The 15,042-nt window shown below is 54.1% G+C and carries 12 protein-coding genes; 4 read left to right on the forward strand and 8 right to left on the reverse strand.

Annotated elements, in window-relative coordinates:
* Positions 1–146: 146 nt before the first annotated feature.
* Positions 147–689 (forward strand): YfaZ family outer membrane protein, encoded by a 543-nt coding sequence (locus MUU47_RS16630; protein WP_258989238.1) that lies wholly within the window; start codon positions 147–149, stop codon positions 687–689.
* Positions 690–777: 88 nt separating this feature from the next.
* Positions 778–1,980, forward strand: coding sequence for a nicotinamide mononucleotide deamidase-related protein YfaY (locus MUU47_RS16635; protein ID WP_258989240.1), 1,203 nt, complete (start codon positions 778–780; stop codon positions 1,978–1,980).
* Between the two features lie 36 nt (positions 1,981–2,016).
* Here MUU47_RS16635 and glpC read toward each other — a convergent pair whose 3' ends face one another.
* The 3 genes from glpC to glpA are packed head-to-tail and all read right to left on the reverse strand — an operon-like array spanning position 2,017 to position 6,069.
* On the reverse strand, positions 2,017–3,207 hold the full coding sequence (gene glpC / locus MUU47_RS16640; protein ID WP_258989242.1) for an anaerobic glycerol-3-phosphate dehydrogenase subunit GlpC: 1,191 nt from the start codon (positions 3,205–3,207) through the stop codon (positions 2,017–2,019).
* Positions 3,204–4,451 carry a glycerol-3-phosphate dehydrogenase subunit GlpB gene (glpB, locus tag MUU47_RS16645; protein WP_258989243.1) on the reverse strand — a complete coding sequence of 416 codons (1,248 nt, stop codon included), beginning with the start codon at positions 4,449–4,451 and terminating at the stop codon, positions 3,204–3,206. Before glpB ends, glpC begins: the two co-directional genes overlap by 4 nt.
* Positions 4,441–6,069 (reverse strand): anaerobic glycerol-3-phosphate dehydrogenase subunit A, encoded by a 1,629-nt coding sequence (glpA, locus tag MUU47_RS16650; RefSeq protein WP_258989244.1) that lies wholly within the window; start codon positions 6,067–6,069, stop codon positions 4,441–4,443. Before glpA ends, glpB begins: the two co-directional genes overlap by 11 nt.
* Positions 6,070–6,330: 261 nt before the next feature.
* On the opposite strand from glpA, the gene glpT reads away from it, so the two are divergent.
* Together glpT and glpQ are read left to right on the forward strand one after the other, a co-directional pair.
* Positions 6,331–7,680 carry a glycerol-3-phosphate transporter gene (gene glpT / locus MUU47_RS16655; protein ID WP_258989245.1) on the forward strand — a complete coding sequence of 450 codons (1,350 nt, stop codon included), beginning with the start codon at positions 6,331–6,333 and terminating at the stop codon, positions 7,678–7,680.
* 20 nt (positions 7,681–7,700) lie between these two features.
* Positions 7,701–8,762, forward strand: coding sequence for a glycerophosphodiester phosphodiesterase (gene glpQ, locus MUU47_RS16660; RefSeq protein WP_258989398.1), 1,062 nt, complete (start codon positions 7,701–7,703; stop codon positions 8,760–8,762).
* 357 nt (positions 8,763–9,119) lie between these two features.
* Here glpQ and MUU47_RS16665 read toward each other — a convergent pair whose 3' ends face one another.
* From MUU47_RS16665 to ubiG, 5 genes are all read right to left on the reverse strand, one after another.
* The gene (locus MUU47_RS16665) at positions 9,120–9,683 is read right to left on the reverse strand and encodes a hypothetical protein (RefSeq protein ID WP_258989246.1); all 564 of its coding nucleotides are present in this window, start codon (positions 9,681–9,683) and stop codon (positions 9,120–9,122) included.
* A gap of 440 nt (positions 9,684–10,123) precedes the next feature.
* On the reverse strand, positions 10,124–10,378 hold the full coding sequence (yfaE, locus tag MUU47_RS16670; RefSeq protein ID WP_258989248.1) for a class I ribonucleotide reductase maintenance protein YfaE: 255 nt from the start codon (positions 10,376–10,378) through the stop codon (positions 10,124–10,126).
* The gene (gene nrdB / locus MUU47_RS16675; protein WP_258989249.1) at positions 10,378–11,508 is read right to left on the reverse strand and encodes a class Ia ribonucleoside-diphosphate reductase subunit beta; all 1,131 of its coding nucleotides are present in this window, start codon (positions 11,506–11,508) and stop codon (positions 10,378–10,380) included. The genes yfaE and nrdB overlap by 1 nt, the downstream gene beginning before the upstream one ends.
* Before the next feature lie 98 nt (positions 11,509–11,606).
* Positions 11,607–13,892 (reverse strand): class 1a ribonucleoside-diphosphate reductase subunit alpha, encoded by a 2,286-nt coding sequence (gene nrdA, locus MUU47_RS16680; protein ID WP_258989250.1) that lies wholly within the window; start codon positions 13,890–13,892, stop codon positions 11,607–11,609.
* Positions 13,893–14,240: 348 nt separating this feature from the next.
* Positions 14,241–14,966: a bifunctional 2-polyprenyl-6-hydroxyphenol methylase/3-demethylubiquinol 3-O-methyltransferase UbiG gene (gene ubiG, locus MUU47_RS16685; RefSeq protein ID WP_258989251.1), complete on the reverse strand. Its 726-nt coding sequence runs from the start codon at positions 14,964–14,966 to the stop codon at positions 14,241–14,243.
* Positions 14,967–15,042 lie beyond the last annotated feature (76 nt).

Here is a 15,042-nt window from a genome sequence, read left to right on the forward strand (position 1 = left end):
TCAGTCGTGGTGACGGTTTCAGGTAGTAACTGGTTACAATCGGCTGGTCATTCCTCTTTTTAGTGCATTGATTCCTGAGCATTCAGCAGTACAATTCTGCCGTTTTGGGTATTTTTATTAATTTGTGTTTGCTGGAACGTTAAAAAATGAAAAAAGGTATTTTGTTGGGTCTGTCCGGATTGTTGTTTGTTTCCGCTGCTGCCAACGCGATTAGCGTGAGTGGTCAGGCGGGTGAACACTACACCAATCTGGGCGTCGGCTTTGGAACGGAGTCTACGGGTCTTGCCCTGAGCGGTAACTGGACCCACAGCGATAACGACGGCGATGCCGCCAATATCGGCGTGGGTCTGAACATTCCGCTGGGTCCCTTCATTGCAACCGTCGGTGGTAAAGGCGTCTACACCAACCCGAAGGATGGTGATGAAGGTTATGCCGCAGCGGTCGGTGGTGGCCTGCAATGGAAGATCGGCGACAGCTTCCGTCTGTTTGGCGAGTACTACTACTCTCCGGACTCGCTCTCCAGCGGTATCGAGAGCTACGAAGAAGCAAACGCAGGTGGTCGCTGGACTATCATGCGTCCAATCAGTATCGAAGCGGGTTACCGTTACCTGAACCTGGCGGGCAAAGATGGCAATCGCGATAACACTATCGCAGATGGCCCATACGTCGGCGTAAGCGCAGCGTTCTAATCCTCCGGCGCGGCATTTTGTCGCGCCTGTTTTCCCTTTCCCTCTTGCCTCCGCTATAGTGAATCGTCCTCTTGTTAAGGAGAAAACGATGATAAACGTGGAGATGCTGTCCACTGGCGACGAAGTGCTGCATGGTCAAATTATTGATACCAATGCGGCGTGGCTTGCCGATTACTTATTTACCCAGGGAATACCGTTAACCCGGCGCAACACCGTGGGCGATAGTCTTGATGCGCTGGTGTCCGTACTGCGAGAACGCAGTCAGCATGCCGATATTCTTATCGTCAACGGAGGCCTCGGCCCAACCAGTGACGACCTCAGCGCGCTGGCCGCCGCCACGGCAAAAGGTGAAGGGTTGGTGCTGCACGAAGAATGGCTCGCAGAGATGGAGAAATTTTTCAGCGACCGTGGGCGCATCATGGCCCCGAGCAATCGTAAACAGGCCGAAATTCCCGCCAGCGCAGAGCTTATCGATAATCCGGTCGGCACCGCCTGCGGATTCGCGCTACAGCTCAATCGCTGCCTGATGTTCTTCACGCCGGGCGTGCCGTCCGAATTTAAAGTGATGGTTGCCGACCAGATTGTGCCACGTCTGCGCGAGCGCTTTACGCTGTCGGAACCGCCGCTGTGCCTGCGTCTGACGACGTTCGGGCGTTCCGAAAGCGATTTGGCCCAGCGTCTGGACCACCTGACGCTGCCGCCAGGCGTGACCATGGGCTATCGCTCATCGATGCCGATCATTGAGCTGAAGCTGACGGGGCCGGCCTCGGAGCGTGACGCGATGCTGAAGCTGTGGCCGGAAGTGCAGAAAGTTGCGGGCGAAAGTCTGATTTTTGAAGGCACCGAAGGGCTGGCGGCGCAAATCGCGCGTACGCTGCAAGACAGTAAGCTGAGTATTACGCTCAGCGAGCAGTTCACTTCCGGACTTATTGCGTTACAGCTTGGGCGAGAATCTGCGCCGCTGCTGGCGAGTGAAGTGGTGCCGTGTCAGGAAGAAACCCTGGCTCAGACCGCGCACTGGACCGCAGAACGCCGCGTGAACCATTTTGCCGGACTGGCGCTGGCCGTTAGCGGGCTGGAACAGCATCATGTGAATTTTGCGCTTTCCACGCCGGAGGGCACGTACGCGCTACAGGTGAAATTCAGCACCTCGCGTCACAGCGTGGCGGTGCGTCAGGAAGTGTGCGCGATGATGGCGCTGAACATTGTTCGCCGCTGGCTGAACGGCAAAGACATCGCCAGCGACCACGGTTGGGTCAACGTGGTGGAGGATCTGTTTATACCCGCCTGAGGCGTCAACGCGCGCCGGATTTTCCCGGCGCGTGAATCACAGTAGCGCCTGCGCCAGCAACGTGATCGGATGTTCACACCGTTTGCTTGTGGACATCTCGATTTGCCATTTGCAGGTTTCACAGTCGGTTATCACCAGGTCGGCGCCGCTTTCTTCTATCTGGCGAAACAGCGGCGACCCTATCGCCTGCGAGGTGGTGTAGTTCTCCGTTTTAAAGCCGTAGGTTCCGGCGATTCCGCAGCACTGTGAGTCCAGCACAATCACGTCAAGTTGCGGAATGCGCCGCAGCAGTTCAAGGGTATAAATCGCCCAGCCCATTTTTTCCATGTGACACGGTGTGTGATACACCACTTTCAGCGGCATCTGGCGCAATGGCAGCGTTTTCCCTGCGTCCAGCTGTTTCCACAACCAGCGGGTGGCGAGTTCGATGTTATCGCGCACGTCGTGATTATCGATATCCAGCAGATGTGGATATTCATCGCGCAGGGTGAAGGTGCATGTCGACGAGGTGGCGATGACCGGAAGTCGTTTTTCCAGTACCGCGTTGCGCAGCGAAGCGGTGTTCACCTGCGCCTGTTTACGGGCCTTATCGATAAAGCCGTTGGCAATCAGCGGCACGCCACAGCATTTCTCTTTTTCGAGTAGCTGCACGCCGACGCCCATTGCATTCAGCACACGGATCAAATCTTTGCCGAGCTGCGGATGGTTGTAATTGACGTAGCAGCCGTGGAAAAACGCCACCTGTTCGTCGTACTGCGCCTGCTGTTTTTCCACCTGTCGATACCCGCGACGGAAGGTACCCGTGCTGTATTTCGGCAACGTGCGGCGATGGTCGATCTTTAGCGCTATATCAAGCAGTCGGCGCACCGGTTTCAGCCCGGTGGTGGCATTGACCAGCGGCGCAAAGGGCGTGGAAAGCGAGCCCATCACATCGGTGTGGCTGAGGATAGCATCCCGCAGCGTGGGTTTTTGCTGGCTGAACTGCGCCCGCGCGCGCTGAATAATATCGCCAATTCGCACGTCTGACGGGCAGGCTACTTCACAGCGTTTGCAGTTAATGCAGTATTTCAGCGCGTCGTCATACAGCGCGCCGTCTTTCAGACGCAGGCGCTCACCGTCCGGTCCGGCCTGTTTTGGGCCTGGGTAACACGGGTTCACGCGACTCACCGGGCACGCCGTGGTGCAGACGGTGCATTTGATACAGCTTTCAAAACGGGTATCGCTCATGAGCGGCCTCCGGCGAGTTCGGCAATCTGATGCGCGGCGTGCAGGGCGGTGATGGCGCTCACGCCGCCCGCGCAGCCCTGCGAAATACCCTCAAAGCCTCCGAGTACGCCACCAATGGCAAACAGATTGTTGAAGCGTTGTCCGTTGCGCTGCGGGCGCAGCGTGGCATCGACCTGCACGCCAAAGCGCTGCCACGGCTGCGGTTCAAAGAAATCGCCGTGGGTCCAGCTTTCGCGTGGCGAGGATTGCATCACATCCAGCCCGAGCACCGGTTCGATAACACCGCCGCGGCTGGCTATCAGGCCGTTGCTGAAAAAGCTGCCGCTGGCGAGTACGGCAAAGCGCGTCCGGAACGGCACGTCGCTGTGGTTTCGGGTGCTGATGGCGGAGATATTTTGGCCGTCGTGAATCACATCGGTGACGACGTCGCCCGCCAGCCACATGCCGCCGTTTTTGATGAACTGGCGTTGTAATGCCGTATGCAGCCGGATGCCTGTCACCGACGGCGGTAGCGTTGGCAGCAGCGAAACCGGGCAGGGAAGCGTTTCATTGAGCCAGCGCCAGAGGCCATCGTCATTCAAACCAAAACAGGCAGGCAGTAAAAGTCTGTTGCTCATCTGCGCGTGGGGCAGCAGGGCATCGTGCAGGCTACGCCAGTGTGCATCGTCGTCCAGCAGTCGTGCCAGATTCACCGAGCGAAATTCAGAGGCGTTATCACGTAATACGTCGAGCTGCGGGAGATCAATGTCACACACGCGGGCCTCAACGCCCATTTTCTCAAGCGAGGCCGCCACCAGAAGCGGCTGAAAATCGAGGAAGCCGCCGATGCCCACCACCGTGACGCGTTCTTCTTTATGTGGGGCCAGTGCGATATCGGACGGCGTGAGCCACGCCTGACGCAGAGTGCCGATCGGCGTGACGCGCTGATGCGGTTGGTCGACGCAGCCCTGCATGGCAATGCCGCAGTCGCGTAGCAGCGCTTCGGTCTGCTGCGCATAGTCGAGCACCTGCGTGGTGCCAATCAGGCTGTAAGGATGAGACGGTTCGCTCAGGCCCAGCGTATCCAGCGCTTCTCGTGGCGTGCGGGTGGCACAATGGGCCAGTAAATCCATCGAGCCTGACGAGAAATGCAGCCCGCTCTGGCCGCGGCTGATAATGGCGCAGCGCAGCCCTTGTCGGGTGAGCGACAATCCGCACAGCAAACCAGCCAGCCCACCGCCGATAATGACGGTATCAACGTTCATCTTGATGCTCCTTTTCCAGACCGCATAGCCCTTGCCAGACCCAACGGGTAAATTCGCTTTCGCGCAACGCATCACCCCAGGCGATGGGTTGCACGCCGCGCCAGCGCTCGTTTAAAAATTCAGAAAGTTGAGTCAGCGACTGCGCAGGGGTGGTGACCTGATAGCGATGCAATAGCGCGGCGGCGCGACAGGCGCACAATTCGCCCTGACAGGTGCCCATGCCCACGCGGGTCCGGCGGCGTAAATCGAGCAAGTTCTTCACGCCAAGATTTTCCACCGCGTACTGCACCTCCCCGGCGGTGACCGATTCGCACTCGCACACCAGGCTGCGCTTCAGGCGAGAATCACCAATCCATGCGGGGGTGCGGTCGCCATGGCGATATATCGCTGAGCCGCGTAGCGGGGCGGGCAGCGAGACAATTTTATGCAGCGTTTTCTCGGTTGGCTCCTGCGAGCCGGGCAGCGGCGTTTCAGCCGTGGTGCTGGGGGCGTTGTGATTCAGCTTGCGGCAGATAGCATCGGTTGCCATCTCCGCCATCAGCCGATAGGTCATCAGCTTGCCGCCGGTGATGGTGATAAACCCTTCCAGCCCGTCACGCACGGCGTGATCGAGCAACACAATGCCGCGACTGACGTTGCGCCCACTTGGATCATCGTCACTGGCGACCAGCGGACGCACGCCGCAGTAGGCTCGCAGAATGCGGGTGGTGGCGATGGACGGGGCCAGCTTTTCGCCCTCGCGTAGCAGAATATCCACTTCCGCTGCCGTGACCCGGTTGTCGTCGATGTCGCGATAATCAATGTGCGTGGAGGTGGTGCCAATCAGGGAAATGGTGTCGCCGGGCACCAGAATGTCGGCGTCGGCAGGTTTGCGGCAGCGGTTAATGACGCGCTGGTTGATACGGTTTTCGAAGATGAGCAATGCGCCTTTGGCCGGAAACATGCGCACGTTTAAATCGGCATATTCGGCGATGCGTTGGCCCCAGATGCCGCCTGCGTTGACCACGACCTGGGCATGTAAGTTTTCACTGGCGTGACGCGTGCGGTCCCATATTGTCACGCCGCTTACGCGCTCGCCCTGGCGAATCAGGCCGGTGACCTCACAGCCGGTACGGATGATTGCCCCGTGTTCGCGCGCATCGAGCATATTGGCCGCGGTGAGGCGGAACGGATCGACGGTACCATCGGGAACGTTGACCGCACCAATAAGATTCGGATTCACTGCTGGCTCCAGCGTTAGGGCCTGAGCTGGCGTTAACGGTCGGACGGGAATATTTGCCGCGAGGCAGGCTTCAATAAACTGATGCTGATAATCGAGGGAGTCTTCCGGCAGGGTAATGAACAGACCGTCCGTGGCTTCGATACAGTGGCGTGCAATGCGTTTCAGAATCGCGTTTTCCGCGATGCATTCCCGCGCGGATTCCGCATCCGTCACCGCGTATCGCGCGCCGCTGTGCAGCAGGCCGTGATTGCGCCCGGTGGCGCCGGTGGCGATATCATCGCGCTCAACGAGAATCACTTTCAGGCCGCGTAATGCGCAGTCCCGGGCGATCCCGGCCCCGGTGGCTCCGCCGCCGATGATAATGACGTCGGCTTCGCTGGAGGTTGAGAAACTCATGCTGATCCCTCAATGTTCGTTTTCTTCCATTTAGCCACATTGAAAATGTGGTTTGTTTGATATCGAGCATATTTGAGCATAAAACGAAAGTTAAACGTGATTCCGTGCTCATAATGGAATGTTTGTCATAAATCTGTAACATTCTGTGCGGCATTTCACAGTACCTGGGCAACACTTTACCTACCATCCAGCCGCAGATACTCACGGCGTACTGGTCACATCGGTAACGTCCGTCTGATAACGATGGCCACGGAGGCTACTATGCTCAGTATTTTCAAACCTGCCGCGCACACCGCAAGAGTGCCGGATGCGCAGATTGATTCGGACTATCGCCGCCTGCGCTGGCAAATTTTCTTCGGGATCTTTTTCGGTTACGCCGCTTACTATCTGGTGCGTAAGAACTTTGCCTTAGCCATGCCGTATCTGATTGAACAGGGATTCTCGCGGGGCGATTTGGGCTTGGCGCTGTCGGGGATTTCGATTGCCTATGGCTTCTCAAAATTCATTATGGGCTCGGTCTCTGACCGCTCGAATCCGCGCATTTTCTTACCGGCGGGTCTGATCCTTGCGGCATTGGTGATGCTGTTCATGGGCTTTGTACCGTGGGCGACATCGAGCATTGCAGTCATGTTCGTGCTGTTGTTCATTTGCGGCTGGTTCCAGGGGATGGGCTGGCCGCCGTGCGGGCGTACCATGGTTCACTGGTGGTCAAAGAAGGAGCGCGGCAGCATTGTGTCGGTGTGGAACTGTGCGCATAACGTTGGAGGTGGTCTGCCACCGCTGCTGTTCCTGCTAGGGATGGCGTGGTTTAACGACTGGCGTGCGGCGCTCTATATGCCTGCGTTTGGTGCCATTCTGGTGGCGTTGATTGCGTTCGCTCTGATGCGTGATACCCCGCAGTCCTGCGGTCTGCCGCCTGTTGAAGAGTACAAAAACGACTACCCGGACGATTACAGCGAGAAGCATGAAGAAGAGCTGACGGCGAAGCAGATTTTTATGCAGTACGTGTTACCGAACAAACTGCTGTGGTACATCGCTATTGCCAACGTGTTCGTTTATTTGCTGCGTTACGGAATTCTCGACTGGTCACCGACCTACCTGAAAGAAGTGAAGCACTTCGCACTGGATAAATCCTCCTGGGCCTACTTCCTCTATGAGTATGCGGGGATCCCCGGCACGCTGCTGTGCGGCTGGATGTCGGACAACGTGTTCCGTGGTAATCGCGGCGCAACCGGTGTGTTCTTTATGATCCTGGTGACCATTGCAACCGTCGTGTACTGGCTCAACCCGCCGGGTAATCCGGGGATAGATATGGCCTGTATGATTGTCATCGGCTTCCTGATTTACGGCCCGGTGATGTTGATTGGTCTGCATGCGCTTGAGCTGGCGCCTAAGAAAGCGGCGGGTACGGCGGCGGGCTTTACCGGGCTGTTTGGCTATCTCGGTGGTTCCGTCGCGGCCAGCGCCATTGTGGGCTATACCGTCGATTTCTTCGGCTGGGATGGTGGCTTTATGGTGATGATCGGTGGCAGCGTGCTGGCGGTGATTTTACTGCTGGTGGTGATGGTCGGTGAGAAACGTCACCACGCCGAACTGCTGGCTCGTCGTTAATGAGGATCATGATGATGAAAATAACCTTGACCCGTATCGCAACAGGATTGCTGTTGGCAGGTTTATTTGCCGGACAGGCGCTGGCGACTGACAAAATTGTCATTGCCCACCGGGGAGCAAGCGGCTATTTACCGGAGCACACTCTGCCAGCAAAAGCGATGGCCTACGCACAAGGGGCTGATTATCTTGAGCAAGATTTGGTGATGACGAAGGATGACCGCCTGGTGGTTCTGCACGATCATTATCTTGACCGGGTGACGGATGTGGCTGAGCGCTTCCCGGATCGTGCCCGTAAAGATGGACGTTATTACGCTATTGATTTCACGCTGGACGAAATTCGCTTGCTTAAATTTACCGAAGGTTTCGAGCTGGAAAATGGTAAAAAAGTGCAGGTCTATCCGGGCCGATTCCCGATGGGAAAATCCAATTTCCGCATTCATACTTTTGAAGAGGAGATTGAGTTTGTCCAGGGGCTCAACCATTCCACCGGGAAAAATATCGGTATTTACCCGGAAATCAAAGCGCCGTGGTTCCATCATCAAGAAGGGAAAGATATTGCGGCGAAGACGCTGGAAGTCCTGAAAAAATACGGTTACACCAGCAAAAGCGACAAGGTATACCTGCAATGTTTTGATGCCGCAGAGCTGAAACGCATCAGAAACGAGCTGGAACCGAAAATGGGAATGGATTTGAATCTGGTGCAGTTGATTGCATATACCGACTGGAATGAAACCCAGGTGAAGCAGCCGGACGGTCAATGGAAAAACTACAGCTATGACTGGATGTTCAAACCCGGCGCCATGAAGCAGATAGCGCAATATGCCGATGGGATAGGACCTGATTACCATATGCTGGTGGCGGAGGGGTCGACCAAGGGTAACATCAGGTTGACGGCGATGGTACAAGAGGCGCATGCCAGCAAATTGCAGGTGCATCCCTATACGGTGCGTGCCGATCAGTTGCCAGATTACGCCAGCAATGTGAATCAGCTTTACGACATGCTGTATAACCAGGCGGGGGTAGACGGGTTGTTTACTGATTTCCCGGATAAGGGTGTACAGTTTTTGAGAGAAAAACCGTAAAACAGAGAGAGTATATACCCAAGTTCATTCAAGTTGCAGGACAAAACGCCTGAAGCGTTTTGAACAGCGCTTGCGCTGGCCCCGAAGGGGCGAGGCCATAGGCCGAGTAACGCGGCAACGGAGCGACAAATTCGTCTGGAACGAATTTGACCAGCCAAAGGCTGGCCTCTGGTGAGAGACAGGATGTCTCTCATAAGTCCCGATGAGCTTACTCTGGTAAGTGATTCGGGTGGAGCGAGGGTAGCCAACACCGCTGCAGCTTGAATGGCGACGGGTATATTGTTGCGTAATGCCAGTCACTTAAGATGGCTGGCATTGATTTCTATACCCAAAATAATTCGAGTTGCACTGAACAGACTATAAAATATCCAGTGCTAATATAATCTTATCTGCTGCGTTATTACTGGCACGCAGAATACAGTATTCTCTATGATCAGTAACGACACGGAAGGTGTATTGTAAAGAGATTTTACTTGTATTTCTGACTGTCTCGCGGAAAGTCCCATCGGTAAACATTATATTGCACACATTAGCTATGCAAATGAATTTAATTTCACCTGAGCTACTGATGAAAAAGTTATTAGATGTCCGGGCATTGTCAAGACTCACCAGATTTATGTGCCATGGTTCCCCACGATCACATTTCCACTCAGGAATTGAATTGTATACATCAATAAATATTGCCTGATGTAAAAAAGTAGAGATGGCTCTGATTTTCTCCTGAATCCACTGGTGACCCGGAGTTGATGTGGCACGAATGAGATTGTGATAACTGGCTTCTTTATTTCCTGGGACGCTTATTAATACATTATCGATATAATAATTCATCCTCGGTAAATCAGCATACATAGTGGAATCATTAAAGTTGTATCCAGGCATGGAAAGACATTCATCCATGTACTGAGTGACGCTATTAATCATCTTTCTCCTGGTATCGGCATTAATCTCTGAAGTGAGATTATAATGCCCCTTCAGGAGCTTTGGTGCAGGTTTAACCACAGGAGTTACAACATGACGTCTCGGAGAAAAAACACTCATTACCACAATCAATATTCCTTGATATTACTAATAGATAACCAGAAGGTGTAAATTTTCAGGGAGTATTAAGTAAATAATTAACGCTGGCAAATAAATAATAAATTCAGGGAAAAGTATAATAAATTTTGTTTTTATTATCATGAGGTTATGCAGGAGGGCTTTATGCCTGTCATACTTCACGCTGCATCTTTGTTGGCTGCTCTTACTCGTCCGAATCACTTACCTGAGTAAGCTTATCGGGACTTGCTCGCTTGCCGCCGCGATGCAACTCAGATTATTTGGGGTATATGATAAGATTAAGAACGAGCGATAAATCCGCCGCATTATATTTCGATTTCGATGTCGCCTTTGGCTTTACAGCAGCACGGCAGAATTTCCCCGTGCTGAATAAACGCCAGCGGCTCGGTCAGCCAGTCAACCTGACCGGACACCAGACGGCAACGGCAGGAGCCGCAATAGCCTTCCCGACATTGAAACTCTACCGCCACGTTGTGCGACTCTAGCGCCACCAATAACGAAGGATGTTCTTCCTGGCACAACAGTTGTGTGCCAGTCAGACGAAGGGTTACGCGGCTCATCAGAGCTGGAAGTTGCTCAGGTCGTCGGCATCCACATTGGAGTCGATTTGACCGACCAGATAAGAGCTGACTTCAACTTCCTGCGGCGCAACCTGGACGTTATCGGATACCAGCCAGGTGTTGATCCACGGGATAGGGTTGGAGCGGGTCTTAAACGGCATATCAAGCCCAACCGCCTGCATGCGGATGTTGGTGATGTATTCGATGTACTGCCACAGAATGTCTTTGTTCAGGCCGATCATCGAGCCGTCACGGAACAGATATTCTGCCCACTCTTTTTCCTGCTGGGCCGCCAGCACGAACAGGTCATAACACTCTTGTTTGCACTCTTCAGCAATCAGGGCCATTTCCGGGTCGTCCTGGCCTGAACGCAGCAGGTTCAGCATGTGCTGAGTGCCGGTCAGGTGCAGGGCTTCATCACGCGCAATCAAGCGGATGATTTTGGCGTTGCCTTCCATCAGCTTACGTTCTGCGAACGCGAAGGAGCAGGCAAAGCTGACGTAGAAGCGGATAGCTTCCAGCGCGTTGACGCTCATCAGACACAGATACAGTTTTTTCTTCAGCTCGTGCAGGTTAACGGTCACTGTCTTGCCGTTCACGTTATGCGTGCCTTCGCCCAGCAGATGCCAGTAACTGGTCAGCTCAATCAGGGAATCGTAGTAGTGGGAAATCCCTTCGGCACGTTTCTGAATCTGCTCGTTGGTGACGATATCATCGAACACGGTCGCCGGATCGTTGACGATGTTACGGATGATATGGGTGTATGAACGCGAGTGGATGGTTTCAGAGAACGCCCACGTTTCGACCCAGGTTTCCAGTTCAGGAATAGAGATCAGCGGCAGCAGCGCCACGTTCGGGCTACGGCCCTGAATGGAATCCAGCAGCGTCTGGTACTTCAGGTTGCTGATGAAAATATGCTTTTCATGGTCTGGCAGCGCCTGGTAGTCAATACGATCGCGCGATACGTCGACTTCTTCCGGGCGCCAGAAGAAGGAGAGTTGCTTTTCAATCAGCTTTTCGAAGATGTCATATTTTTGCTGATCGTAGCGTGCCACGTTGACCGGCTGGCCGAAAAACATGGGCTCCAGCAGCTGGTTATTTTTCGTCTGTGAAAAGGTGGTATAAGCCATGAATGAGTCCTGTTGAGATTTTATTGCCCGGTGATGCGTTGTTGGCCGGGCCGTCAAAATCGTAGGCCGGGTAAGCGAAGCGCTACCCGGCAAATAGCTTAGATTTTACATGCGCCGCTTTCGCAGCCATCGTCCTGGATGGACGGTGCCATATCGTCCTGGGCATCTTCTGCGCCATCACGGGTGTTGTGATAGTACAGGGTTTTCACGCCAAATTTATAGGCATTGAGCAGGTCTTTGAGCAGTTGCTGCATCGGCACTTTACCCGACGGGAAACGCGTCGGGTCATAGTTGGTGTTTGCCGAAATCGACTGGTCGATAAACTTCTGCATGATTCCCACTAATTGCAGATACCCGTCGTTGTTCGGCATTTCCCACAGCAGCTCGTAGCTGTTCTGCAGTTTTTCGTAATCCGGCACAACCTGGCGCAGGATCCCGTCTTTCGACGCTTTGATGCTGACATGACCGCGCGGCGGTTCGATGCCGTTGGTGGCGTTAGAGATCTGCGAAGAGGTCTCAGACGGCATCAGGGCAGACAGCGTGGAGTTACGCAGGCCGTGGGTTTTGATCGACTCACGCAGACCATCCCAGTCGTAGTGCAGCGGCTCGTTAACGATAGCATCCAGGTCTTTCTTGTAGGTGTCGATCGGCAGAATGCCTTTCGCGTAGGTGGTTTCGTTGAACCACGGGCACGCGCCTTGCTCTTTCGCCAGTTCGTTGGACGCTTTCAGCAGGTAGTACTGAATGGCTTCAAACGTTTTGTGGGTCAGGTTGTTGCCGCTGCCGTCGGAGTAGCGTTTACCGTTTTTCGCCAGGTAGTAAGCGAAGTTGATAACGCCAATGCCGAGGGTACGACGGCCCATTGCGCCACGTTTTGCCGCCAGAATTGGGTAGTCCTGATAATCGAGCAGGGCATCCAGCGCACGAACCGCCAGAATTGCCAGCTCTTCCAGAGAGTCCAGGCTGTCAATCGCGCCAAGGTTGAATGCAGACAGGGTACACAGGGCAATTTCACCGTTTTCGTCGTTTACATCGTCCAGCGGTTTGGTCGGCAGGGCGATTTCCAGGCACAGGTTAGACTGGCGCACCGGGGCAATAGCCGGATCGAACGGGCTGTGGGTGTTGCAGTGGTCAACGTTCTGGATGTAGATGCGGCCGGTAGAGGCGCGTTCCTGCATCACCAGAGAAAACAGTTCAACCGCTTTGATGCGCTGCTTGCGGATGCTGATGTCTTTTTCGTATTTCACATACAGACGCTCAAACTCGTCCTGATTGGCGAAGAACGCGTCATACAGGCCTGGGACGTCGGACGGGCTGAACAGAGTGATGTCTTCACCTCTCAGCAGACGGGTGTACATCAGTTTGTTGATCTGTACGCCGTAGTCCATGTGACGCACGCGGTTCGCTTCGGTACCGCGGTTGTTTTTCAGCACCAGCAGGCTTTCAACTTCCAGATGCCACATTGGGTAGAACAGTGTAGCTGCACCGCCACGCACGCCGCCCTGAGAACAGGATTTCACGGCGGTCTGGAAGTGCTTGTAGAACGGGATACAGCCGGTGTGGAACGCTTCACCGCCACGAATTGGGCTGCCCAGCGCACGGATGCGACCGGCGTTGATACCAATCCCGGCGCGCTGAGAAACGTATTTCACGATGGCGCTGGAAGTGGCGTTGATGGAGTCGAGGCTGTCGCCGCACTCGATAAGCACGCAAGAGCTGAACTGACGCGTCGGGGTACGCACGCCGGACATGATTGGCGTCGGCAGTGAAATCTTGAAGGTGGAGACGGCGTCATAAAAACGCTTCACGTAGTCCAGACGCGTTTCACGCGGATAGTTAGAAAATAGACACGCGGCAACCAGAATGTAGAGGAACTGGGCGCTTTCATAGATTTCGCCCGTTACGCGGTTCTGAACCAGGTATTTCCCTTCCAGCTGCTTCACGGCGGCGTAGGAGAAGTTCATGTCGCGCCAGTGGTCGATAAAACCGTCCATCTGCTTGAACTCTTCTTCCGTGTAGTCTTCCAGCAGATGACTGTCGTATTTACCCAGCTCAACCATGTTGACGACGTGGGTGTACAGCGCAGGCGGTTCAAACTGGCCGTACGCTTTCTTACGCAGATGGAAAATCGCCAGGCGCGCGGCAAGGTACTGATAATCAGGAGCATCACGGGAGATCAGATCCGCAGCGGCCTTGATGATGGTCTCATGGATGTCGGCAGTTTTGATGCCGTCATAGAACTGGATGTGAGAGCGCAGTTCAACCTGAGAAATGGAAACGTTGTTCAGCCCTTCGGCCGCCCAGTCCAGCACGCGATGAATTTTATCGAGATTGATTTGCTCAGTCTCGCCATCACGCTTAGTCACCATCAGACGCTGATTCATGTGCTTTTTTACCTGTCCGTGAAATGGAAAAATACCCCCCGTTTATCCACAAAATGCCGTTGTGGCTAACTCTGTGGATAAATACTATATGTAGGGGTTATGCGATAAGATTAACGCTATATGGTGAGTATTCTAGTAAGGATTCATTTGAGTACAAGGGTTGATTTTGACGTTAATTTAAGGTTGCAAAAGGGTAGCGGAGGCTAAGTCCACGGATTGTAAGGCCTGGCGACATTGTCAATATTTGAAGAAAAAAAATAGAAATTTGATCGAGTGCTGATTTCTTCAACGAGAAGGTGAATTGCGCAACAGAACGCTGCGCAATCTTTATAAGAATAAGCTATGACGTTAGTCGTTTTTTGCCGTTGTATGCAACATGTAATTAACATCAACACCCGGTGCGAGCTTAAAGTGATTCGTAACCGGATTATAGTGCAGGCCGATGATATGACGTTCCTGCAGGCAGGTTTGGTCGACCCAGCTCAGCAGCTCGGCGGGCTTGATGAACTTCTTCACGTCATGCGTGCCTTTTGGCACCATGTTTAAGACATATTCTGCACCCACAACGGCCATCAGCCACGCTTTGCCGTTGCGGTTGATGGTGGAGAAAAAGACCTGACCGCCGGGCTTCACTAGCTTCGCACAGGCATTCACCACGGACTGTGGGTCCGGTACGTGTTCGAGCATTTCCATGCAGGTCACGACGTCGTATTGCTGTGCATGTTTCGCCGCGTGGTCTTCCACGGTTTCCTGAATGTAATCCACCTGAATGCCGGTTTCCAGCGCATGCAAACGTGCGACCTGCAACGGTTCAAACCCCATATCCAGCCCGGTAACGGTGGCACCTTCACGCGCCATGCTTTCGGCGAGGATCCCACCGCCGCAGCCGACATCCAGCACTTTCTTGCCAAACAACCCGCCTGAATGGTTGCTGATGTAGCCCAGACGCAGCGGATTAATGCGGTGCAGTGGTTTAAATTCCCCTTCCAGGTCCCACCAGCGTGAGGCGACGGCTTCGAATTTCGCAATTTCGTCGTGATCGACGTTAGCCACCGGATGTTTTTCGGCATTCATGGGTACATTGACTCCTTTTCTTATCAGGTCTGTGAGTATATCAGCACCCCGGCGCGAATAAAGCGCCGTGCTGGTA

The organism is Scandinavium hiltneri, from assembly GCF_024764835.1.
GTDB classification, from domain to species: Bacteria; Pseudomonadota; Gammaproteobacteria; order Enterobacterales; family Enterobacteriaceae; genus Scandinavium; species Scandinavium hiltneri.

Excerpts from the sequence above, each read along its gene's own strand:
- glpA (WP_258989244.1), bottom strand. The coding sequence starts at position 6,069 with ATGAGTTTCTCAACCTCCAGCGAAGCCGACGTCATTATCATCGGCGGC.
- glpB (WP_258989243.1), bottom strand. The coding sequence starts at position 4,451 with ATGAACGTTGATACCGTCATTATCGGCGGTGGGCTGGCTGGTTTGCTG.
- glpC (WP_258989242.1), bottom strand. The coding sequence starts at position 3,207 with ATGAGCGATACCCGTTTTGAAAGCTGTATCAAATGCACCGTCTGCACC.
- yfaE (WP_258989248.1), bottom strand. The coding sequence starts at position 10,378 with ATGAGCCGCGTAACCCTTCGTCTGACTGGCACACAACTGTTGTGCCAG.
- glpT (WP_258989245.1), top strand. The coding sequence starts at position 6,331 with ATGCTCAGTATTTTCAAACCTGCCGCGCACACCGCAAGAGTGCCGGAT.
- ubiG (WP_258989251.1), bottom strand. The coding sequence starts at position 14,966 with ATGAATGCCGAAAAACATCCGGTGGCTAACGTCGATCACGACGAAATT.
- MUU47_RS16635 (WP_258989240.1), top strand. The coding sequence starts at position 778 with ATGATAAACGTGGAGATGCTGTCCACTGGCGACGAAGTGCTGCATGGT.
- MUU47_RS16665 (WP_258989246.1), bottom strand. The coding sequence starts at position 9,683 with ATGATTAATAGCGTCACTCAGTACATGGATGAATGTCTTTCCATGCCT.
- MUU47_RS16630 (WP_258989238.1), top strand. The coding sequence starts at position 147 with ATGAAAAAAGGTATTTTGTTGGGTCTGTCCGGATTGTTGTTTGTTTCC.
- nrdB (WP_258989249.1), bottom strand. The coding sequence starts at position 11,508 with ATGGCTTATACCACCTTTTCACAGACGAAAAATAACCAGCTGCTGGAG.
- nrdA (WP_258989250.1), bottom strand. The coding sequence starts at position 13,892 with ATGAATCAGCGTCTGATGGTGACTAAGCGTGATGGCGAGACTGAGCAA.